Annotated in this window: 23 protein-coding genes; 11 read left to right on the top strand and 12 right to left on the bottom strand. The window is 42.0% G+C overall.

Annotation, left to right across the window (positions count from 1 at the left end; genetic code table 11):
* Positions 1 to 198 precede the first annotated feature (198 nt).
* The gene (locus tag GSQ74_RS04430) at positions 199 to 504 is read right to left on the bottom strand and encodes a YbaB/EbfC family nucleoid-associated protein (protein ID WP_158990479.1); all 306 of its coding nucleotides are present in this window, start codon (positions 502 to 504) and stop codon (positions 199 to 201) included.
* A gap of 117 nt (positions 505 to 621) precedes the next feature.
* Positions 622 to 1,839 (bottom strand): serine hydrolase, encoded by a 1,218-nt coding sequence (locus GSQ74_RS04425; RefSeq protein ID WP_158990477.1) that lies wholly within the window; start codon positions 1,837 to 1,839, stop codon positions 622 to 624.
* Positions 1,840 to 2,023: 184 nt separating this feature from the next.
* Here GSQ74_RS04425 and GSQ74_RS04420 point away from each other — a divergent pair, with 184 nt between their 5' ends.
* Entirely contained in the window at positions 2,024 to 2,386 is a 363-nt protein-coding gene (locus GSQ74_RS04420; RefSeq protein WP_158990475.1) for a hypothetical protein, read from the top strand.
* Here the strand turns inward: GSQ74_RS04420 and GSQ74_RS04415 are convergent, their stop codons facing one another.
* On the bottom strand, positions 2,387 to 2,623 hold the full coding sequence (locus tag GSQ74_RS04415) for a hypothetical protein (RefSeq protein WP_158990473.1): 237 nt from the start codon (positions 2,621 to 2,623) through the stop codon (positions 2,387 to 2,389).
* A gap of 125 nt (positions 2,624 to 2,748) precedes the next feature.
* On the opposite strand from GSQ74_RS04415, the gene fumC reads away from it, so the two are divergent.
* The 4 genes from fumC (at position 2,749) to GSQ74_RS04395 (ending at position 6,178) form a co-directional block, all read left to right on the top strand.
* The gene (gene fumC, locus GSQ74_RS04410) at positions 2,749 to 4,146 is read left to right on the top strand and encodes a class II fumarate hydratase (protein ID WP_158990471.1); all 1,398 of its coding nucleotides are present in this window, start codon (positions 2,749 to 2,751) and stop codon (positions 4,144 to 4,146) included.
* Between the two features lie 176 nt (positions 4,147 to 4,322).
* On the top strand, positions 4,323 to 4,826 hold the full coding sequence (locus GSQ74_RS04405; RefSeq protein WP_158990469.1) for a fumarate hydratase: 504 nt from the start codon (positions 4,323 to 4,325) through the stop codon (positions 4,824 to 4,826).
* Positions 4,827 to 4,830: 4 nt separating this feature from the next.
* Positions 4,831 to 5,628: a S1/P1 nuclease gene (locus tag GSQ74_RS04400; protein ID WP_158990467.1), complete on the top strand. Its 798-nt coding sequence runs from the start codon at positions 4,831 to 4,833 to the stop codon at positions 5,626 to 5,628.
* 106 nt (positions 5,629 to 5,734) lie between these two features.
* A complete protein-coding gene (locus tag GSQ74_RS04395; protein ID WP_158990465.1) occupies positions 5,735 to 6,178 on the top strand; it encodes a low molecular weight protein-tyrosine-phosphatase in 444 nt (147 codons plus the stop codon).
* A 313-nt stretch (positions 6,179 to 6,491) separates the two neighbouring features.
* On the opposite strand, the gene GSQ74_RS04390 is transcribed toward GSQ74_RS04395, so the two are convergent.
* Complete coding sequence (locus GSQ74_RS04390; RefSeq protein ID WP_158990463.1) at positions 6,492 to 6,995, bottom strand: GNAT family N-acetyltransferase; 504 nt, start codon at positions 6,993 to 6,995, stop codon at positions 6,492 to 6,494.
* A 116-nt stretch (positions 6,996 to 7,111) separates the two neighbouring features.
* Here GSQ74_RS04390 and hisS point away from each other — a divergent pair, with 116 nt between their 5' ends.
* A complete protein-coding gene (gene hisS / locus GSQ74_RS04385; RefSeq protein WP_158990461.1) occupies positions 7,112 to 8,650 on the top strand; it encodes a histidine--tRNA ligase in 1,539 nt (512 codons plus the stop codon).
* Between the two features lie 209 nt (positions 8,651 to 8,859).
* Here the strand turns inward: hisS and bshA are convergent, their stop codons facing one another.
* Together bshA and pepT are read right to left on the bottom strand one after the other, a co-directional pair.
* A complete protein-coding gene (bshA, locus tag GSQ74_RS04380; protein WP_158990459.1) occupies positions 8,860 to 10,005 on the bottom strand; it encodes an N-acetyl-alpha-D-glucosaminyl L-malate synthase BshA in 1,146 nt (381 codons plus the stop codon).
* Between the two features lie 533 nt (positions 10,006 to 10,538).
* On the bottom strand, positions 10,539 to 11,792 hold the full coding sequence (pepT, locus tag GSQ74_RS04375; RefSeq protein ID WP_158990457.1) for a peptidase T: 1,254 nt from the start codon (positions 11,790 to 11,792) through the stop codon (positions 10,539 to 10,541).
* 95 nt (positions 11,793 to 11,887) lie between these two features.
* On the opposite strand from pepT, the gene GSQ74_RS04370 reads away from it, so the two are divergent.
* From GSQ74_RS04370 to GSQ74_RS04360, 3 genes are read left to right on the top strand one after another with little or no spacing between them, the layout of a single operon-like run.
* Complete coding sequence (locus GSQ74_RS04370) at positions 11,888 to 12,625, top strand: hypothetical protein (RefSeq protein WP_158990455.1); 738 nt, start codon at positions 11,888 to 11,890, stop codon at positions 12,623 to 12,625.
* Positions 12,622 to 12,978, top strand: a complete 357-nt coding sequence (locus tag GSQ74_RS04365; protein ID WP_158990453.1) for an MmcQ/YjbR family DNA-binding protein — start codon at positions 12,622 to 12,624, stop codon at positions 12,976 to 12,978. Before GSQ74_RS04370 ends, GSQ74_RS04365 begins: the two co-directional genes overlap by 4 nt.
* A gap of 7 nt (positions 12,979 to 12,985) precedes the next feature.
* On the top strand, positions 12,986 to 13,618 hold the full coding sequence (locus tag GSQ74_RS04360) for a rhomboid family intramembrane serine protease (protein ID WP_158990451.1): 633 nt from the start codon (positions 12,986 to 12,988) through the stop codon (positions 13,616 to 13,618).
* Here the strand turns inward: GSQ74_RS04360 and GSQ74_RS04355 are convergent.
* Positions 13,587 to 14,576, bottom strand: a complete 990-nt coding sequence (locus GSQ74_RS04355; RefSeq protein ID WP_158990449.1) for a hypothetical protein — start codon at positions 14,574 to 14,576, stop codon at positions 13,587 to 13,589. The two genes, GSQ74_RS04360 and GSQ74_RS04355, sit on opposite strands and share 32 nt — an antisense overlap.
* Before the next feature lie 54 nt (positions 14,577 to 14,630).
* Here GSQ74_RS04355 and GSQ74_RS04350 point away from each other — a divergent pair, with 54 nt between their 5' ends.
* Positions 14,631 to 15,644: a dipeptide epimerase gene (locus GSQ74_RS04350; protein ID WP_158990447.1), complete on the top strand. Its 1,014-nt coding sequence runs from the start codon at positions 14,631 to 14,633 to the stop codon at positions 15,642 to 15,644.
* A 226-nt stretch (positions 15,645 to 15,870) separates the two neighbouring features.
* Here GSQ74_RS04350 and GSQ74_RS04345 read toward each other — a convergent pair whose 3' ends face one another.
* From GSQ74_RS04345 to GSQ74_RS04325, 5 genes are all read right to left on the bottom strand, one after another.
* Positions 15,871 to 16,203 carry a DUF86 domain-containing protein gene (locus GSQ74_RS04345; RefSeq protein ID WP_158990445.1) on the bottom strand — a complete coding sequence of 111 codons (333 nt, stop codon included), beginning with the start codon at positions 16,201 to 16,203 and terminating at the stop codon, positions 15,871 to 15,873.
* Positions 16,193 to 16,495: a nucleotidyltransferase family protein gene (locus tag GSQ74_RS04340; protein ID WP_158990443.1), complete on the bottom strand. Its 303-nt coding sequence runs from the start codon at positions 16,493 to 16,495 to the stop codon at positions 16,193 to 16,195. The genes GSQ74_RS04345 and GSQ74_RS04340 overlap by 11 nt, the downstream gene beginning before the upstream one ends.
* Positions 16,496 to 16,605: 110 nt before the next feature.
* Positions 16,606 to 17,511 (bottom strand): prohibitin family protein, encoded by a 906-nt coding sequence (locus tag GSQ74_RS04335; RefSeq protein ID WP_158990440.1) that lies wholly within the window; start codon positions 17,509 to 17,511, stop codon positions 16,606 to 16,608.
* A 12-nt stretch (positions 17,512 to 17,523) separates the two neighbouring features.
* Positions 17,524 to 17,718 carry a DUF6358 family protein gene (locus GSQ74_RS04330; protein WP_158990438.1) on the bottom strand — a complete coding sequence of 65 codons (195 nt, stop codon included), beginning with the start codon at positions 17,716 to 17,718 and terminating at the stop codon, positions 17,524 to 17,526.
* A gap of 3 nt (positions 17,719 to 17,721) precedes the next feature.
* Positions 17,722 to 18,036: a rhodanese-like domain-containing protein gene (locus GSQ74_RS04325; protein WP_158990436.1), complete on the bottom strand. Its 315-nt coding sequence runs from the start codon at positions 18,034 to 18,036 to the stop codon at positions 17,722 to 17,724.
* A 123-nt stretch (positions 18,037 to 18,159) separates the two neighbouring features.
* On the opposite strand from GSQ74_RS04325, the gene GSQ74_RS04320 reads away from it, so the two are divergent.
* Entirely contained in the window at positions 18,160 to 19,278 is a 1,119-nt protein-coding gene (locus GSQ74_RS04320; RefSeq protein ID WP_158990434.1) for a DUF4407 domain-containing protein, read from the top strand.
* Positions 19,279 to 19,344: the final 66 nt, after the last annotated feature.

Below are 19,344 nucleotides of genomic sequence, written 5' to 3'. Positions count from 1 at the left end.
CTTTTATCTTGTTGTTTCGAATGCTCTTGTCATTTCGACGAGGTACGAGGAGAAGTCTTCTACAGCATGCATTGTCGCCTTTGCATGCTGTGTTGAGGCTAGTGAGATCCCGACTTGATGCGGGTGAAGGGTTTCATCGCTTTAATAAACCGCTTCCTCCTTCCCCGGGGAAGGAATCGCACTGCCCCCGGCTTTTTATTACTTTCCGAACAATCCGCCTAAGCCACCAAACATTGGTTGAGTCATGGCTGCCATTTCGCTTTGGCTTACGTTTTCGGCTTGTTCCATAGCTTTGTTTATGGCTATTAAAAGCAGTTCTTCCAATTCTTCTTTATCGGCATCAACAAAAAAATTTTCATCGATATTGATGGATTGAATTACTTTATTGGCGTTGGCATTTACGGTTATCTTACCACCTTCGGCAGTGCCGGTTACGGTTATGGCGTCCAGGCGCTTTTTTACTTCACCAGCCTTTTGCTGGGCTTCCATTATTTTATCAAACATATTTGGTTGATTAAGTTGATTTAGTGAGTGGTTGATTGGTTACTTAACAAGGTAAAAATGCAATAGTTTGAGCGTTAAACCACTCACCTACTCAACAATTCACCAATCAACTAAAAATTACTGGTCCTCTTCTGTTTCGCCATTACCCGTATAAGCGCTTTTACGAACTATCGGCATACCGGTCAATTTAAACAGATCATCTAAATGCAGTAAGCTGCCATTGGCCATATTGCCAAGCAATACTATGGTTACATCATTTTTCATATCACGCAAAAATATGTGCCTGAAACCATGCCACCAGCCGGTATGATAAACCACTTTTTGTCCGGGAGCCTCAAATAACCGCCAGCCATAGCCATAGTTAAAGTGCCCGTGGATCATTGGGTTACGATCGGTATAGGCAGAATCCTGGGTTGCTGGTTTAAGCAAGCGGCCGGCTCTTAATGCTCTATCGAACAAAAACAGATCGGCAACGGTACTGTAAACACCATATGCGCCAACCGGGCCATCCAAAAAGTTTGGTGCTACCGAATATTTCCAGCTATTACGATCATGCCCCAGCACAAAGGTTGGGATTTTGTCATATACTGCTTTTGAGTATACTGCGGTATTCGCCATCCCCGCAGGGGTGAAAATATTTTGTTTCACATATTCGGCATAACTCATGCCTGTTACTTTTTCTATTATCGAGCCCAACACCATAAAGTTGGAGTTGTTGTACAGAAAGCGTTTATCGGGTTTGTTAAAAGGAGCCGGTTTGTATTGGGCGATCATATCCATGGTTTGTTGGTTGGTGATACCCTTGTGCTGGTCGCGGTGCTCAGCACGGTACACGTCATCAACAAAATATACATAGTTCATCATGCCCGAACGATGGGTAAGCAACAACTTTATAGTAACACCCGCATATGGGAAATTCGGGAAGAAATCGCGTACATCCTGGTTCAGTTTTAGCTTCCCACGCTCCATTAGCTGTAAAATAGCCGTCGAGGTGATGGTTTTTGTTACCGATGCCAATTGAAATTTGGAGTTAATATCTAAAGCATGCTGGTTAGGATAATCAGCCCAGCCGAAGCTGCCTTCATAAATTATTTTACCTTTTTTTGCTACCAGCACATTGCCGTTGAAGTTTGCCACCTGGTGTAGGTGTTTCATAAACGCGTCGATCTTTTTGTCGGCTTTTTTAGGATCGTACTGCAGGTATTGTTTGGAGTCGAAAGGCTTGCCGACATCGGGTGTGGAGGAGACCCCGGATTTGTCTTTTTTATCTTGAGAACAAGAAGCTAAACATAGCAACGAGAGAGAAATAGTAAGAATGTTTTTGTATAATATCATAAGCAGCAGTCAATCACTTTAACGATGGCGAAATTCAGAAATTATACAATCGCTAACTATTTTAAGTTTTAAACATTTGGATAATATTATGAACGATTTTTGGTTTTGACTGTATAATGAATAGAAAATATTAATTATGGGTTTATTTAATCGAGTTAAACTATACTTTCCGCTAATTGTTGTTATGATTCTAGCGGTTTCGTGCGCGGTAAAGAAACCGGTAGAATACGATCCACAGCCACAAACAGAAGCCGAGGTTATCACAACCATTAACAATTTACCCGAGGTTATAAAAGCCAATGCATTGGATAAGAAAAACTCACATGGTAAAAAGCACCTCGTAGCCTACATTACCGGCAGGCCTTCAGCTTCGCAAAGTTTTTATTCGGTAAAGGTTTCTGAGTACTCCAATCCCCCCGGTGATACTTGGTTTAGCTTTATTGTATATCCCCAAACCAACAAAATTTACTATTTAGATACTAAAAAAGCAAAATACATCCCGCTTGTGGTTTGGCGCAGGCAAAGAAACTATAACCCGATAAAGTAATTAATCGGATACAGGTATTGGTACGCTTTTAATTTCGGGGTTGTCATCTTTAGGGAATGATCGCGCTATAGCTTTTTTGCAATTGGCTATCGCATCTGCAAGCTCTTCTGCTTTAAATGCTTTTCCGCTGAACATCAGGTTTTCCTCTCCGGATTTTTCCAACTTATTGAGCGAAGTACCATTCCACAGGTAATGATCGTGATGTGGGGTGGTGTATATGATGTTGTATTTGGGCATGGTTAACGGATTGTTAAATCATTAAACATCGCCAATAAGGATTAGTTTTTTGTACCAAAAAGATTACCCTTTTCAGTTTATATCCTCCATATAAAACATAACTTTGCGCAGCAAAATATAATACAATGAGTTTCAGAACTGAACATGATACCATGGGCGAGGTACAGGTACCTGCCGACAAATACTGGGGTGCGCAAACCGAAAGATCACGTAATAACTTTAAGATCGGCCCGGAAGCATCAATGCCTAAAGAAATTATTGCCGCCTTTGCTTATTTAAAGAAAGCAGCAGCTTATACCAATACCGATTGCGGCGTATTGCCTGCCGACAAACGCGACCTGATCGCTCAGGTTTGTGATGAGATATTAGCAGGTAGCTTAGCCGCGGAATTTCCGTTGGTAATTTGGCAAACAGGCTCAGGCACGCAATCAAACATGAATGTGAACGAGGTTATTGCTAACCGCTCACATGTTTTACAAGGAAATAAACTGGGCGAAGGCAAAACCTTTATCCACCCGAATGATGACGTGAACAAATCACAATCATCAAACGATACTTACCCAACAGCTATGCATATCGCGGCATACAAAATGGTGATTGATGTTACCATCCCGGGGATTGAGAAATTGCGTGATACACTAAAAGCGAAATCAGAAGAATTTAAAAGTGTTGTTAAAATTGGCCGTACCCACTTAATGGATGCTACGCCGTTGACTTTAGGTCAGGAATTTTCGGGCTATGTATCGCAATTGAACCACGGCTTAAAAGCTTTGCGCAATACGTTAGATCACTTATCTGAACTGGCGCTTGGCGGTACTGCTGTTGGTACCGGCATCAACACCCCAAAAGGTTATGATGTTAAGGTTGCTGAGTACATTGCTCAATTTACCGGTCTTCCATTCCGCACCGCGGAAAATAAATTTGAAGCTTTGGCTGCGCATGATGCTATTGTAGAGAGCCATGGTGCTTTAAAACAGATCGCGGTATCATTAATGAAGATTGCTAACGATATCAGGATGCTGGCTTCTGGTCCGCGTTCAGGTATAGGTGAGATCCATATTCCGGATAACGAGCCGGGATCATCCATAATGCCAGGCAAAGTTAACCCAACCCAAAACGAGGCGGTTACCATGGTAGCGGCACAGGTTATGGGTAACGATGTTACTATTTCAATAGCGGGCAGCAATGGCCATTATGAGTTGAATGTATTTAAACCGGTTATGGCAGCCAATTTTTTACAGTCGGCGCGTTTAATTGGTGATGCATGCGTATCATTTAATGATCATTGCGCTAACGGTATCCAGCCAAACTATGCCGGTATCAAAAAACATCTGGAAAACTCGTTAATGCTGGTTACCGCGTTAAACCCGCACATCGGTTATGAAAATGCCGCTAAAATTGCCAAAAAAGCGTTGAAGGAAAACCTTTCATTACGTGAAGCAGCTATAGGCCTTGGCCTGGTAACTAACGAGCAGTTTGACCAATGGGTTAGACCGGAGGATATGATTGGTAGCTTAAAATAGTTCCCCAATAAAAATTGTCATTCTGAACGGAGTGAAGGATCTGTAAACAATGCATCAGCGCTATGTATAACGGATGGATTCTTCACTCCGTTCAGAATGACAAAGAGTTAAGACTTACGAAGTTTTAAAACTTCATAAGTCTAGTACTCGACTCAGCGTGACAAAAAGATAACTAAATGCAAAAACTGACTTTCGCCCTTCTTCTTTTAACAATAACCTTATTCCTCGGCTCCTGCTGGATGAACCCCAATATGCAAAAACCGGGCGTGAAAGAATTTCAAGGCGAATGGCAGCAGGATTCAGTACCGATGCAGAAAAAACTGCTGACGTACTCGCTGTACCATTTTAAGTTTACCTGCGACTCTTTTTTTGTATCGATAAAAACATTCACCAAAGTAAACTACGGTGCCGATAGCTGCATGAAAGCAGGCCATTGGGCCGAATACACCAAAGGCAACTACGGCCAGCGGAACGACTCCCTTTTTTTAAAGGGCGAGTTTTGCAACCCTGATTTTACACTGAAAGAAAAGCCCGATTGCTTCCGTTTCGGGATGTATGAGGAAGTGTTTAAGATCACCAAAAAAACCGATTCTGTTTATCAATTTTCAAGCACATCGGCTGTTATTCCTATCACGGCACGATTAATAAAAAGAACTATTTGTATTGTAAAACCACTTTAAGCAAATGAAAACAACATTCTTTAAAAAAGTACTTATTGGCGCGGCACTGCTTTATGCGCCAATGCAAAGCATGGCATGGGGCACTATTGGTCACCGTGTTTGCGGGCAAATTGCCGAAAGCTATTTAACACCAAAAGCACGTGCTGCGGTACATGCTATTTTGGGTCATGAGTCGATTGCTTTAGCCAGCAACTGGGCTGATTATATCAAATCTGATCCCGCTTTTAGTTATTTATCATCATGGCATTATGTTGATCTGAACAAACTATATACCTACCCGGAGTTGGTTATATTTTTGAAACAGGATACCAATGTTGATGCCTACACCAAATTGAATTACCTGATAGGTGAATTGAAGAAAAGAGGTAGCTTGTCGCCAAAAGATAAATTGCTTGATCTGCGTATGCTGATACACATTACCGAGGACATACACCAGCCCATGCACGTTGCCCATGCTGATGATAAAGGCGGTAACGATTTTAAAGTAACCTGGTTTAACGCGCCAAGTAACCTGCATTCGGTTTGGGATTCGCAATTGATAGACTACCAGCAGTTAAGCTACACGGAGTATGCAACAGCCATTAATTTCACCACGCCTGCGGAGGTTAAAGAATTGCAAAGCGCACCGATAAGCCAATGGTTGTTTGAATCGAACCAGATAGCTGAAAAATTGTATGTTGATACTAAACAAGGCGATAACCTGAGCTACAGATACAACTTTAACCACATTGATACCCTGAACCGTCAATTGCTTAAAGCGGGTGTTAGGTTAGCAGGGTTATTGAACCAGATATTTGGATAGTTTTTTAAGGAAAAAGGCGAAAGGAAAAAGGTGAAAGGTCAATCCCATTTTCCTTTCACCTTTTTCCTTTCGCCTTTTTCCTTTAACCTTTCACCACTTCTACACAATGAAAATACTAATGGTTTGTCTGGGTAATATTTGCCGTTCGCCACTGGCGGAGGGGATTATGCAGGATCTGTCGGATAAAAACCACTTAGGTTGGGAGATTGATTCGGCAGGGACAGGCAACTGGCATGTTGGCCAGGGGCCAGACAGGCGCTCGACCCGCGTAGCCGATGTTCGTGGCGTGCCTATCGGTCACCAGAAATGTCGCCAGTTTAGATTAAGTGACTTTGAGGACTTTGATCACATTTATGTGATGGACAGAAATAATTTAGCTGATGTGCTGGCCATGGCCCCTAATAAGCAAGCCGCCGGCAAAGTAAAGCTGCTATTAGGCAATAAAGAAGTCCCCGACCCTTATTATGACGATACCCAATTTGCGCCTGTTTTTGATTTGATTGAGGATGGTTGCAAAAAGATCGTTAAGGAATTGCACGATGACAGATAAGTGATTATTTCGTTAATTCAAAGAACGGCAATTGCTCTTTCGCAAGAGCGGAAGTACCGGTACATTCAAATTTCGGAAAATGAGATGGAATAAATGCTGACACTGTTTTGTCAGTATAGGAGCGAACTTGGCGCTTAGTTCGAGGGGTGCGGTTGGAGGTGAAGTGACAGGGAGGGGTTTAGGCGCCAAAAAATCTGTTAAACCCCAAAATGTTTTTATAGCCCCACCCAACCCTCCCCGGAAGGGAGGGCTTTAAGAAAGGATAATTTAAAATCTCCCCTTCCGGGGGAGATTTAGAGGTGGCTAAATTAAACTACCCTCTCGCTTTTCTAAAAAAAGCCAATTCCAACCCATCCCTGACGAAGTTGTCGGCTCGTTTAAGGCCTGCTTTCTCTAACACACGTTGCGAGCCGATGTTTTCTAATACAGTTACGCCAACTATTTCATCAACATTGGTATCCAAAAAGCCGTGTGCTATCATGGCTTCAGTCATTTCAGTGCCGATGCCTTGTCCCCAGTATTTTTTATCCATGCTATAACCCACTTCTAAGATTTTATCATCTCCATTAAAAGGCCTTAGGAGACAGCTGCCGATAAACTCACCAGTCTGTTTGTTAAACATGCCCCAAATGCCAGCTTGTTTGGTATTTGCATAGTTGGCTAATGCTGTTTGAAAAATGTTTATACGCTCATCCGTAGTGCGTTTGGGTAAATAGAGACAAACCTCCTCATCTGTAAAATGATGGAGGTAGGTTTCCTGTTCGTCCGGTAAAAACTCGCGGATGATGAGGCGGGGTGTTTGGGTGATGATATGCATGGGGGTAAAAATAATAAAAAGCCCCCTCTAAATCGCCCCCGGTAGGGGAGACTTTTTTTAAGCCCTCCCTTCAGGGGAGGGTTTGGGTGGGGCTACCTTTTTTGTACATTTGCCGCATGGCATCCATCAAACCATCAACCCCCAAAGGCACCCGCGATTTTTCACCCACCGAAATGGTGAGGCGCAATTTTATTTTTGATACGATTAAAAGCGTTTTCCGCAAATATGGCTATCAGCAAATAGAAACACCTGCGATGGAAAATTCATCTACTTTAATCGGGAAGTATGGTGATGAGGGTGATAAATTGATATTTAAGATTTTAGATAGTGGAGAGTTCTTTGAAAAAACAGAAGCTATTAAAACACTTGTAGAAAGATTACCCGAATTAATAGATATAACAATTGATCAACGAGAACGTCTAAAAAAGGCGGATTCAATTATTGATACTGCAAGTGACGAATTGAAATCCCAGATGAACGAGGTCAAACAAGATCAGATCAAGGTTGAGCAACAACTATTTTCTTTTATTAAAGAATCTTTGACCTCAAAAAAATTAGTTTCTCAAATCTCAGAAAAAGCCCTCCGTTACGATTTAACTGTTCCATTCGCCCGGTACGTGGTGATGCATCAGAATGAGATCACCTTCCCGTTCAAGCGTTTCCAGGTGCAGCCGGTTTGGCGTGCCGACAGGCCTCAACGTGGCCGTTACCGTGAGTTTTATCAATGCGATGCAGATGTGGTAGGTTCGCCATCGTTATTGAACGAGGCGGAGTTTATTATGATCTATGATGAGGCCTTAAGTAAGCTGGGATTAAAAGATTTCACCATAAAAATCAACAACCGCAAAATATTATCAGGTATTGCCGAGGTGATTGGCAAGGCAGATAATATCATCGACTTAACTGTTGCCATTGATAAGCTGGATAAAATAGGCTTAGACGGTGTAATAAAAGAGCTATTAGAAAAAGGCTTTAGCGCTGAAGATATTGAAAAACTAAAACCGGTTATTCTACTGGAAGGATCGAACAGCATTAAACTGGAAAGCTTACGCGATGCTTTGAAAGATTCGGCAACGGGTTTAAAAGGTTGTGATGAAATTGAAACCGTATTTACCTATATCGATAGCTGTAAACTACAAAACGCCACCCTGGAGCTGGATATTACACTCGCACGTGGCTTAAACTACTACACTGGCGCCATATTCGAGGTTAAGACTAATGAGGTTGCCATGGGCAGCATCGGCGGCGGCGGTAGGTATGATGATTTGACCGGTATGTTCGGTTTAAAAGACCTGACCGGCGTTGGTATCTCTTTTGGTGCCGATCGTATTTACGATGTGATGGATGAGCTAAACCTCTTCCCTGCTGATACCAATCAAACTACCAAGGTGCTGATCTGCTGTTTCGACAGTGATGGCGAAAAATATGCTTTGCCGTTATTGCACAGTCTGCGCCAGCATAATATCAATGCGGAACTTTATCCCGCAGGAGCAAAAATCAAAAAGCAAATGGAGTACGCCAATAACAAGCATATCCCCTACACCATATTAATTGGCAGCGATGAAATGCAAAGCGGTTTGTTAGCTTTTAAAGATATGGAAAGCGGTTTGCAGGAGAAATTGGATGCTAAGGAGATTTTGGAAAGGTTGAAATAATTAAGATTGTCATCCTGAGGAACGAAGTGAAGAATCTGTAAAGTAGCTTACATGTGTACAGATGCTTCGTTCCTCAGCATGACAAATCTTTTTATGAACCCATTTGTCATTCTGAACGTAGTGAAGAATCTTCTACAAGATGCAAAGCGAAAATACAGGGCGAAGAAGATTTCTACCGATGGTCGAAATGACAATAAGGAGAAATAGATCTACAATAAATTACTCGCCTTCGCTTGTTCAAGCACTTCGGCATAATAGTTTTCGTATTGCGGTAAAATATTAGTCAGGTCAAATTCCTTTGCACGGGCAAGGGCATTGTCTTTAAATTGAGCAAGCCGTGCTTCATCTTCCAAAATATAGATCGCTTTTTCGGCCATGCCGTCAACATCGCCAACATCTTTCAGGTAACCGGTTACACCATCCACATTTAATTCAGGCAAGCCGCCCGCATTTGAGCTGATTACCGGCACTTTGCAGGCCATAGCCTCCAATGCCGCCAAACCAAAGCTTTCAGACTGTGATGGCATTAAAAACAGATCACCTACTGATAGTATTTCCTCAATAGCATCCTGTTTACCTAAAAAACGCACATTGGCGCTCACACCCAAATCGCGGCACAGCTGTTCACAATCAGAACGTTCACCACCATCGCCCACCATTAACAATTTGGAGGGTATTTTTTGAATCACTTTAGCAAATATCCTGATCACATCTTCGGTACGTTTTACCCTGCGGAAGTTGGACGTATGTATCAGTATTTTTTCTCCTTCGGGAGCAATGGCTTTTTTAAAGTGGTCCTTTGCTTTAAGGCTGAAACGGGAAAGATCAATAAAATTGGGTATTACTTTAATATCGCGCTCAATTTCAAAAAACTCGTAAGTATTATCCCTTAAATTTTGAGAAACGGCTGTTACACCATCTGATTTATTGATAGAGAATGTTACTACGGGTTTAAACGTACGATCCTTGCCAACTAAAGTAATATCGGTGCCGTGTAGGGTAGTTACTACCGGAATGTATATGCCGTAGGTAAGCAATATTTGTTTTGCCATAAACGCTGCCGAAGCATGTGGAATAGCATAATGCACATGCAGCAGATCCAGCTTTTCAAAACGAACAACATCAACCATCCTGCTGGCCAGGGCAAGCTCGTAAGGCTGGTAATCAAACAATGGATATTTAGATACCGAAACCTCGTGGTAAAACAGGTTGGCCGAGAAAAAATCGAGTCGGGCGGGTTGATTATAGGTGATAAAGTGAACCTGGTGCCCGCGATCTGCAAGGGCCTTGCCAAGTTCGGTGGCTACAACGCCGCTACCGCCAAAAGTTGGATAACAAACAATACCTATTTTCATTATTACAAGGTTAACAGCAATTTATTGGAATAGTGTTAAGCGGATGTAATAATTTTGGTACGGTTTGGCCTCTATTTGTCATTGCGAGGAACGAAGCAATCGCTTGCTATATAGAGGAAATTGGATTCCTTTTCTCGGGTATCGCTGACGCTAAGTCGTCACTTTTTTCGGTTGTTTGTTTTTAAAGACTCTCAAGAGGGCTCCGCCGTTCTTTTTCCGCAAAAGAAAGTAACCAAAGAAACTAAGCGGAGCGACCTCATGAACACCATTAAAAACAAAAACATCTGTGAATAAACTCCCGGCTACGCCTGCTTCTGTTAAAGTTAGTGCTAATTGTTCTGTTGTGCTACCCGAACCAGACGATGCCGGTTTTGGGCGGTTAACGGAGGTCGTGCTTTATTGGATTCTTATTGTCGCAGCATAAAAAATCCTGTCATTCTGAGGTACGAAGAATCTGTACTGGTGTAAACTACTTTACAGATTCTTCACTCCGTTCAGAATGACAAAGCGGGGTTTACCCCCCTGTCAATTTATTACGCTTTCTCTTCCCAAATCATGCATAAATGCAGGATGGTTTCAACTGCTTTTTGCATGTCTTGTACCGATACCCACTCCTGCTTGCCGTGGAACGCGTGTTCGCCGGCGAAGATATTGGGGCAGGGTAAACCCATAAATGATAATCGTGAGCCATCAGTACCACCTCGGATGCTGCACAGTTTGGCATCCATACCGGCACGTTTAATGGCATCCATGCCGTATTCAACAATTTGCGGGTGTTTCTCTAATACGCCTTTCATGTTACGGTATTGCGGCTTAATATCTATTGTACGGGATGAATTCGGGTATTTTTTTAATACTTCATCTGCTATATCACGGATAACTCTTTCATGCTCTTTTAATTTGCGTTCATCAAAATCGCGAATGATAAAATCAATGGTGGCTTCCTCTACATGCCCGGAAATACCAACCGGGTGAACGAAACCCTGCATACCACTAGTGCCTTCTGGTGATAAATTTAAAGGCAGTTTCGCTACAATTTCACCAGCAATTTTAATGGCGCTTTCCATTTTACCTTTGGCAAAACCGGGGTGCGCACTAAGGCCATGGATGATGAGTTTTAAACCATCGGCACTAAAAGTTTCGTTCTCCATATTGCCTGCGCTCTCGCCATCAATAGTATAACCCGCGTAGGCGCCTAATTTTTTAATATCCACCTTATCAACACCACGGCCAATCTCTTCATCGGGGGTAAATAATATACGGATATCGCCATGCTTAATTTCCGGGTGGTTTATCAAATGGTAGCAGGCATCCATAATCTCGGCAACACCGGCTTTATTATCGGCACCCAGTAAAGTAGTGCCGCTGGCGGTAATAATATCGTTCCCTATCTGATTTTTAAGGTCGGGGTGTTCGCTCATTTTTAATATCTGCGTAGCATCATCAGGCAAAACCAAATCCTGCCCCTGGTAATTTTTGTGGATGATGGGTTTTACATTTTCGCCGCTGCAATCAGGCGAGGTATCCATATGCGAACAAAAACAGATCACCGGCACATTAGCTTTATTGGTATTCGCGGGGATGGTAGCATAAACGTAACCATATTCATCTATATGTGCATCGGCAACACCTATTGCTAATAATTCCTTAACCAGCAAGTTACCTAAGTTTTTTTGTTTTGCTGTGGATGGACAGGAATCGGATTCAGGGTCTGATTGCGTATCAATTGTTACATATCGCAAAAAACGATCGGTAACATTAAATGATAATATTGCGTTTAAAGTCATAATGTAAGCTTTTTTTCGGGGGAAATCTTATTTTTACAGCTTCCCTGATTAAACTGTCATCAAAATTGATAAATTATTGAATTAAAATAGGACTATTGAAAAAATACTTTTTACTTTTTGTTTTAATACTTACTTCAGTAATTGTAAAAGCCCAGGGCGACTATAACTTTAGCCCGTATGGCATCGGCTTTGGAGTTAGTACCATTCGCGGTTATACTAACGTAGCCAAGCAAAACAATACATTGGCGGCCAATATTAACTTTACTTACAATTACAGCCCGTATGTGCCTATAACGCTTGAACTGGAAGATGGCAGGTTATGGGGTGGCAGCCGGGTTACCGACCCCAGCAAACGCGAATATGAAAATAATTACATAGCATTATATGTACATGCCGATTTGCAATTGGGCCAGATTATAGATTATGATTACAGCGCTTTTAACGAGGCCATTAAAAACGTATATATAGGCGGTGGTTTGGGGTTTGTTAATGATAATGTACAAAACCAGCGCACTAATCTTGTTGGTAGTCAAGATTACCCTATTGGCACCTATGTTTACCCCGGTAGTGATAAGAGCTTAAACTTAGCCATACCACTACGTTTAGGGTACGAGGTTAAAATTTACAATGAGTATGATGAGCCTTGTGTAAGGATTGATTTTGAATACCAGCACAATATTGTTTTTGGCGAAGGTTTGGATGGATATGATGACCCCCCGAGCCAGTTTAAAAACCAGCACCCTGACCAATACCGCGAAATAAGTGTTGTGCTTAAATACAATTTTGGTACGATACGAGCGTTTACAAAACGAATTAGAGGGACAAGTTTTTGAACGTAGAGGAATTACGCGATTATTGCCTGCAAAAAAGCGGTGTAACGGAAGGGATGCCCTTTGGCGAGGATACTCTTGTATTTAAAGTCGGCAATAAAATATTTTTATTGATGAGCCTTAATACCGGCAACCGCTTTAACGTAAAATGCGACCCGGAACTAGCCGTTGAACTACGCGACCGCCATACCGAAGTGATACCGGGTTTCCACATGAATAAAGTGCACTGGAACACCGTTTATACGGATGGGAACCTTACAAATAAACAACTCTGCGAAATGATTGATCATTCCTACTCCTTGATTTTAAAGAGCCTGCCTAAAGCAGTACAAGCCGAAATTACAGCAATTAAATAACCCTGAAATGATCGAAATTTTAAGAGATACGCCCGTAGCGTCGCTCATATTTATTATTACCATAATTACTACCGTGATGGCATTCAATAACCAGGAATTGCTATCGGAATTAATATTACACCCTTACAGCGTAGCCCGCAAAAAACGTATTTATACTGTTATTACCAGCGGCTTGATACATGGGGATTGGATGCATTTGGCATTCAACATGTTCTCGTATTATTTCTTCGCTTTTAATTTAGAGAAAGCAATGGGGCACTGGCAGTTTGGATTACTGTATATCGCCAGTTTAATATTGAGCGACCTGCCAACCGTTTATAAACATAGGGACGATTATCAATATCGCTGCCTTGGTGCATCGGGCGCGGTTAGCGCGGTGATATTTGGTTCCATATTATACAATCCAACGGCTTCAATGTATATTATGCCAATACCTTTTGCTATAAATTCAATAGTGTTTGGTATACTATATTTGATCTATTGCCATTTTGCATCTAAACATGCACGCGATAATGTAAACCACGAAGCACACTTATTTGGTGCTTTAAGTGGGCTTATTATCACTATTATATTGCATCCAGGTGTTGTTAATACCTTTGTACAAGGCTTTAATGAGGTAACCCGATCGTACTTTCATTAACAAATTCGCCATTGGCGTCAAACAAAAAGCTCATCGGGTTTTCCGGGTTCTTGATGATTTCTAGCAATAGGAATCCCCAGTTTTTCCAGAAACTTTCCAGTACTTGTCCGTAAGTTTTATTGTTCCAGGTATCAAACAAGGGTTTGGTACTCGTGCCTCGTAATGGCATCGCTTCTAAGTAAATAGTATCATCAACAGGCAAAATATTATACTCGGGCAGGCGGTTAAAAAGGTAAGCTGAGTAAAATACACGCCCGCTGAATTCTTCAAACTGTATGGGGTGCAGCGTTTGGTTGCCTATTTTATTTAAAACTTCTTTATGGTATGATTTATTCGCGCCGTTATCCTGCAAGGAGATCACCAATCCAAAATCACGTATCCGCAGCGCGAAGGTCATGGTGTTAATTTCATCGCGGTAGCCAAACTCCTTTTCGTGGTTATCTACCTTAAATAAAAAAACGCTGTAAGGTTTAAAATCGTCGAACTGCAATGGCAGGTTGATGCTTTGAAGCATTAAATGCAGGTGACTGAACTTATGAACAATAGAATGCGAGATATTAAACTCCTCGCCCTGTGAATGCTGCAGCTTTATACCGCTTTGTATCTCATTAAAAATAATACCATACAGCAATTTACCCGCCCATTGGAACAGCTTTAGCTCGTCGATATTTTTAAGGGCTTCGTAGCCGATCTCGAAGGCGGCGGCAATTTCGGCTTCAAGTGGTTCTAACCACTTTTCATTTACCTCTGCGGCGCAGGGGATCTTTAAATCCTTGTAGGTGGCCATGCTTTCATCAAGCAGTTTAAAGGGCTGGTCTTCCAAACCGTAGCGGCTCATGAGCCATTGGGGGAAAACCTGGATCTTTTCTTCGGATGATGTTAATTTTTGTCCGCTTAAAAAGCAAGTGGTATTACTAAAGTTAGTGATTTCGAACGGATGGTAAATTTGTGCCGGCATGGGTGCAAAGATAGGTATGAAATTCGTTTTGAAAATTTTAGCTTTGAATTTAACATGGAACTGACTTATCAACCTTTCGAGCTGCAGTTAAAGCACACGTTTACCATCGCCAAATTTTCGCGCACATCAACGCCTGTAATGTTGTTGCAAATAGCGCACGAGGGCCATATTGGCTACGGAGAGGCATCGATGGTGCCCTACATGAGCGAGACTTATGAAACCGCCTTTGCATTTCTGAAAAAGGTGGACACTACTCAGTTTAAATACCCATTTAATTTTGCGGAGATCAGTGCATATTTGGATAGCCTTGCACCGGGGAACACGGCAATTAAGGCCGGAATTGATATTGCCCTGCATGATTTGGAAGGCAAATTGCAAAGCAAACCCTGCTGGGAATTATTAGGAAGCAACCCTGCCCAGATGCCGGTAAGCAGTTTTACCATTGGTATTGATACGCCCGAGATTATGCGCCAAAAGGTACAGGAAGCTGCCGAATATAAAATTATAAAGGTAAAACTGGGCCGGGATAATGATAAGGAGATCATCCAAACGATACGCTCGGTTACTGACGTGCCTTTGTATGTGGATGCGAACCAGGGCTGGACAGATTTGGAGAAAAGCCTTGACCTTACGTATTGGCTTAAAGAGCAGGGCGTATTATTAATAGAGCAACCGATGCTGAAGACAGACCGAGACAGCAACGCCTGGCTGACGGAGCGGAGCCCGCTGCCGATTATTGCCGACGAGGCCATGCAGACTTTTGATGATGTGGAGCGGGCGAAAGGTGCTTATCATGGTATTAACATTAAACTGATGAAATCTGCCGGAATGTATGAGGCAAACAGGATGATTTTAAAAGCACGTGAACTGGATTTGAAGGTAATGATAGGTTGCATGACCGAAACGAGTTGTGCCGCTCTTGCCGGTGCTGCTCTTGCACCACAATGTGATTGGGCTGATCTTGATGGGCCCTTATTGACGAGTAATAATCCTTTTGTATTGCCTGAGTTTGTGGATGGGAAGTGGGTTTTGAGTGGGGAAAGTGGGCTGGGGTTACATTTATTATAATAAAATGTCATTGCGAGGAACGAAGCAATCTCTAAACTATACAGAGTTTGCCTTTGGTATCGCTGCGCTAAGCATCACTTTCTTTTTGGCCGTCAAAAAGAAAGTAACCAAAGAAAAACCCCCGGCTGCGCCCGCCTCTGTGAATGTTAGTGCTTTTAGTTGGGTCTATGCTAGCCGAGCCAGACGATGCCGGTTTTTGGCGGTGATGGGCGGGTAGTGCTTTTCTTTATTTTAGGAGTGCTGTAACTTCTTCATAAAGTTTTGGCAGATGCTTAACAACAATCGCCCAAATAATTTCGTTGGAAACGCTATCATATCCATGGATGATCCTGTTCCGCGTATCAATTATTTTTTTAATATCTGTTATAGCAATATCTGGTAATTGTTTTAAAACACGGTTTGCGGCTTCGCCAATAATCTCTACGTTTCTTTCTATCGCACGTTTGGTTTTGAGATCTTTTTTAAACTCATAGAAGTTCTTTTGATCGGGAAGAAAATCATTGATCTCTGTAATCGCCTGCCTAATATCCGCAAGCCACGTTTTTATTTCATCTTCCATAAACAAGCACTTTCGTATTGTCGATTTGTTGTTTAAGAAATGGGTTTTTAACGGAGTTACTTTCTAAAAGATCAATTTGCCTTTTAAAGATTGCCTCAAGTTGAAATTTCAGGTCGAAATAGTTATCTGAATAGGCAATTGGGTCTGAATTTTCTATATCGACTACTAAATCTATGTCGCTATCGCTATTCAGTTTGCCAGAAACAATCGACCCAAAAGCAAATAGCGATTTCACATCATGTGTATTACATAATTGATCGATTTGCGCTATATGGTCTTTTATTTCTTTCATTATAACAAAGTTACGTATTCAGTTTGTTAATCGGGTTCGAAATTATTCATAATAAATACACCGTCATTGATGTAAGGAACGAAGCAATGACGATATAGAATTATATTTTACTACTTATCGCTCAACATAATAGGCGTAGCCTTGCCACTACCCATGATGATAATTTTGGTATTTGGCGAGGTGGCGATTGCTTGTTGCGCTAAGATGGATTGGTACTGCAATTGTTTGTCGGTTAGGCCTGTTGAGATGATCTTTTGGTAATCGGCTATACCTTGAGCTTCTACGCGTTTACGGTCGGCTTCCTGGCGTTCTTTTTGGAGAACAAATTGCATTTTCTGGGCATCCTGCTCGGCTTGTATTTTTGATTCGATGCTGGCACGAACGGTGGCAGGCAGGGTGATGTTACGAACCAATATCTGCTGCACTTCTAAACCATTTTTGGCGAAGTTATCGCTGATGGTTTTATTGATCTTAAACTGAAACTCTTCGCGTTTGGTAGAATACAAGTCAACCGCCTGATAATTTACCGCGTTATCACGGATTGCGGTACGGGTTACCGGGCGAACGATCTTATTTACATAATCTTCACCAATATTTTGGTAAATGAAAGGGGCCTTTGACGGGATAACCCTGTAAAGCACCGAAAGATCAATGGTAACTTCTAGCCCATCGCTGGATAATACACGTATGGCATCATCGCCTTCAACCTGGCCTTCGCTGCTTTTGGCGCTCATGGTATAGTTTTCGGTTTGTACGCTGAAGGTGGTAACATCAACCAAAGGGTCGATAATGTGTAAACCGCTTTCCAGTACATCGCCCTGCACCTGGCCAAATAGGGTTTGCACACCTACTTTACCCGGGTCGATTATTTTAAAGGCAGCGGATGAGATCCCTAAAAAAATGACTAAAGCGCCTACAATGGTAGCGATACCACTAAAATTGCTGGCTGGTTCGGGCGAGCGTTTCATTACTATTCCTACGATAAGAATAATAACACCTAAAATTGCGATAAGCATGGTTGGTTGGGGTTATTGTTTGGGTTTGGGCATGTTTTTAATCTGTTTCATGAGCTTTATTTTTTGCATCACGAAAAAGACAAGGGCAAAAATGGCAGGAAAAACCAGTATAAAGCTTTTCCTGTCGAATGCCATATAGCCAACAGCAAGGCTTCCGAAGATGCCGATGTTGTACATAAAATTTAGCATTGCTTTTTTAAACATCATAGCTTAGTATACGCTAAGTTCAGGGTCAATTTCAGCTGCCCATGCTAATATGCCGCCTTGCAGGTTTGATAGGTTGGTGTAACCCAATTGCTCCAGTTGCATAATAGCTGCCGCGCTGCGTTTGCCACTGCGGCACATTATTACAACAGGTTTATCTTTTGATATTTTATCAGCCTCAATTAAAACACCACCTAAGGGGATAGATACACCGCCCAGGTTTGATACTTCGTACTCAAAATCTTCCCTTACATCAATAAGTTGAAAATCCGCATTGGTATCCTGCAATTCTTTTAGTTCCAGTACACTTATTTCTTTCATGATATTGTATTAATAAAAATCAAAGTTAGCTTTTTCTGTATTAAATATTTAACCGATTATTTTGTAACATTCGCTAGTTAAGTGCGTTTCATATATGTTTGCAGTTATAACACATAATATATAATGAGAAAAGTTACACGCTTTTTCTGGTTTTGTTCAGGAGCGCATATAGATACATTAAAAAAGTACCCCATCGAGCATAATAAATATGTGGGTATTGGGGCCACTATATTTTTCACAGCCTTGTTTGCTTCGCTATCCGGCGGGTATGCCATGTACTTTGTTTTTAGCGGGGGCGGTTTTGCCGTAGGTTTTGCCATTTTGTTTGGGTTGATATGGGGAACCGCCATTTTTAACATGGACAGATACATCGTATCCAGCATCAACAAAGAAGGCAGCACGAATCAGCAGATATTACAGGCATCGCCCCGTATTTTACTGGCGATCATGATCGGCGTGGTAATTTCCCGCCCTATCGAACTTAAAATATTTGATAAAGAGATCCGCAACAAGCTAAAAAACGCCTATATCAAAGGTCAGCACCGTAAGATTGATACGCTGGAGAAAACCTACAACCAAAAATACGCTGTGGAGATGGGCAAGGATATCGACTATAAAAAGGAAAGTGACTCCCTTACCAAGGATATTAACCGCACCCGTTACCAGTTGAACCAGGAAGTTTTTGGCGATAAATCGGACCAAACATCGGGAATTAAGGGTTACGGTACTTATGCCAAGCAAAAAGAGGGCTTTTTACAGGAGAAAGAGGACCGCCTGAAACTGGTGACACAAAATCAGGATAAGATGGACCAGTACCTTGCCCAACGCAAGGATTACGAAGGCTTAAACACGCTGCGTTTATTCTCCGACCATCAACTGGACAGCCTGGCCACCGTTGCCGGTTTCGCCGATCGTAACTGGGCATTAGGACAGTTGGGCTACAACGATGATGGGACGCGAAATTTGGATACTTATCTGGCCGAAACGTTTATCAGCTGGCTGTTTATTTTGTTTGAGTGTTTACCGGTGTTTGTTAAGCTGATGTCGCCTAAAGGGCCGTATGATGTCGCGTTAGCAAAAACAGCTGAAGCTAATATGTACTTTGCCGAGAAGGATAAGGAGCGGGATGTTGCCGTTACCGATGAGGTTTATGATCATCATTTAGATGAAGACGTGGCGAAGCGAAAGAAACTGATCTCCGGGCAATCGGAGTATGATTTGGGTAATCATCGGTACGATTAAGCAGACCTGCCCCCTCTAAATCTCCCCCGGTTGGGGAGACTTTTCGATTAGCAATTTATTTTTAAA

This window comes from Mucilaginibacter sp. L196, assembly GCF_009765905.1.
In the GTDB taxonomy this organism is placed as follows: domain Bacteria; phylum Bacteroidota; class Bacteroidia; order Sphingobacteriales; family Sphingobacteriaceae; genus Mucilaginibacter.
The sequence above is the reverse complement of the archived record's forward strand: the minus strand, read 5'-3'. Positions and strand labels throughout refer to the sequence as shown.

Coding starts and splice junctions, on each gene's coding strand:
- GSQ74_RS04430 (WP_158990479.1), bottom strand. CDS start 504: ATGTTTGATAAAATAATGGAAGCCCAGCAAAAGGCTGGTGAAGTAAAA.
- GSQ74_RS04425 (WP_158990477.1), bottom strand. CDS start 1,839: ATGATATTATACAAAAACATTCTTACTATTTCTCTCTCGTTGCTATGT.
- GSQ74_RS04420 (WP_158990475.1), top strand. CDS start 2,024: ATGATTCTAGCGGTTTCGTGCGCGGTAAAGAAACCGGTAGAATACGAT.
- GSQ74_RS04415 (WP_158990473.1), bottom strand. CDS start 2,623: ATGCCCAAATACAACATCATATACACCACCCCACATCACGATCATTAC.
- fumC (WP_158990471.1), top strand. CDS start 2,749: ATGAGTTTCAGAACTGAACATGATACCATGGGCGAGGTACAGGTACCT.
- GSQ74_RS04405 (WP_158990469.1), top strand. CDS start 4,323: ATGCAAAAACTGACTTTCGCCCTTCTTCTTTTAACAATAACCTTATTC.
- GSQ74_RS04400 (WP_158990467.1), top strand. CDS start 4,831: ATGAAAACAACATTCTTTAAAAAAGTACTTATTGGCGCGGCACTGCTT.
- GSQ74_RS04395 (WP_158990465.1), top strand. CDS start 5,735: ATGAAAATACTAATGGTTTGTCTGGGTAATATTTGCCGTTCGCCACTG.
- GSQ74_RS04390 (WP_158990463.1), bottom strand. CDS start 6,995: ATGCATATCATCACCCAAACACCCCGCCTCATCATCCGCGAGTTTTTA.
- hisS (WP_158990461.1), top strand. CDS start 7,112: ATGGCATCCATCAAACCATCAACCCCCAAAGGCACCCGCGATTTTTCA.
- bshA (WP_158990459.1), bottom strand. CDS start 10,005: ATGAAAATAGGTATTGTTTGTTATCCAACTTTTGGCGGTAGCGGCGTT.
- pepT (WP_158990457.1), bottom strand. CDS start 11,792: ATGACTTTAAACGCAATATTATCATTTAATGTTACCGATCGTTTTTTG.
- GSQ74_RS04360 (WP_158990451.1), top strand. CDS start 12,986: ATGATCGAAATTTTAAGAGATACGCCCGTAGCGTCGCTCATATTTATT.
- GSQ74_RS04355 (WP_158990449.1), bottom strand. CDS start 14,576: ATGCCGGCACAAATTTACCATCCGTTCGAAATCACTAACTTTAGTAAT.
- GSQ74_RS04350 (WP_158990447.1), top strand. CDS start 14,631: ATGGAACTGACTTATCAACCTTTCGAGCTGCAGTTAAAGCACACGTTT.
- GSQ74_RS04345 (WP_158990445.1), bottom strand. CDS start 16,203: ATGGAAGATGAAATAAAAACGTGGCTTGCGGATATTAGGCAGGCGATT.
- GSQ74_RS04340 (WP_158990443.1), bottom strand. CDS start 16,495: ATGAAAGAAATAAAAGACCATATAGCGCAAATCGATCAATTATGTAAT.
- GSQ74_RS04335 (WP_158990440.1), bottom strand. CDS start 17,511: ATGCTTATCGCAATTTTAGGTGTTATTATTCTTATCGTAGGAATAGTA.
- GSQ74_RS04330 (WP_158990438.1), bottom strand. CDS start 17,718: ATGATGTTTAAAAAAGCAATGCTAAATTTTATGTACAACATCGGCATC.
- GSQ74_RS04325 (WP_158990436.1), bottom strand. CDS start 18,036: ATGAAAGAAATAAGTGTACTGGAACTAAAAGAATTGCAGGATACCAAT.
- GSQ74_RS04320 (WP_158990434.1), top strand. CDS start 18,160: ATGAGAAAAGTTACACGCTTTTTCTGGTTTTGTTCAGGAGCGCATATA.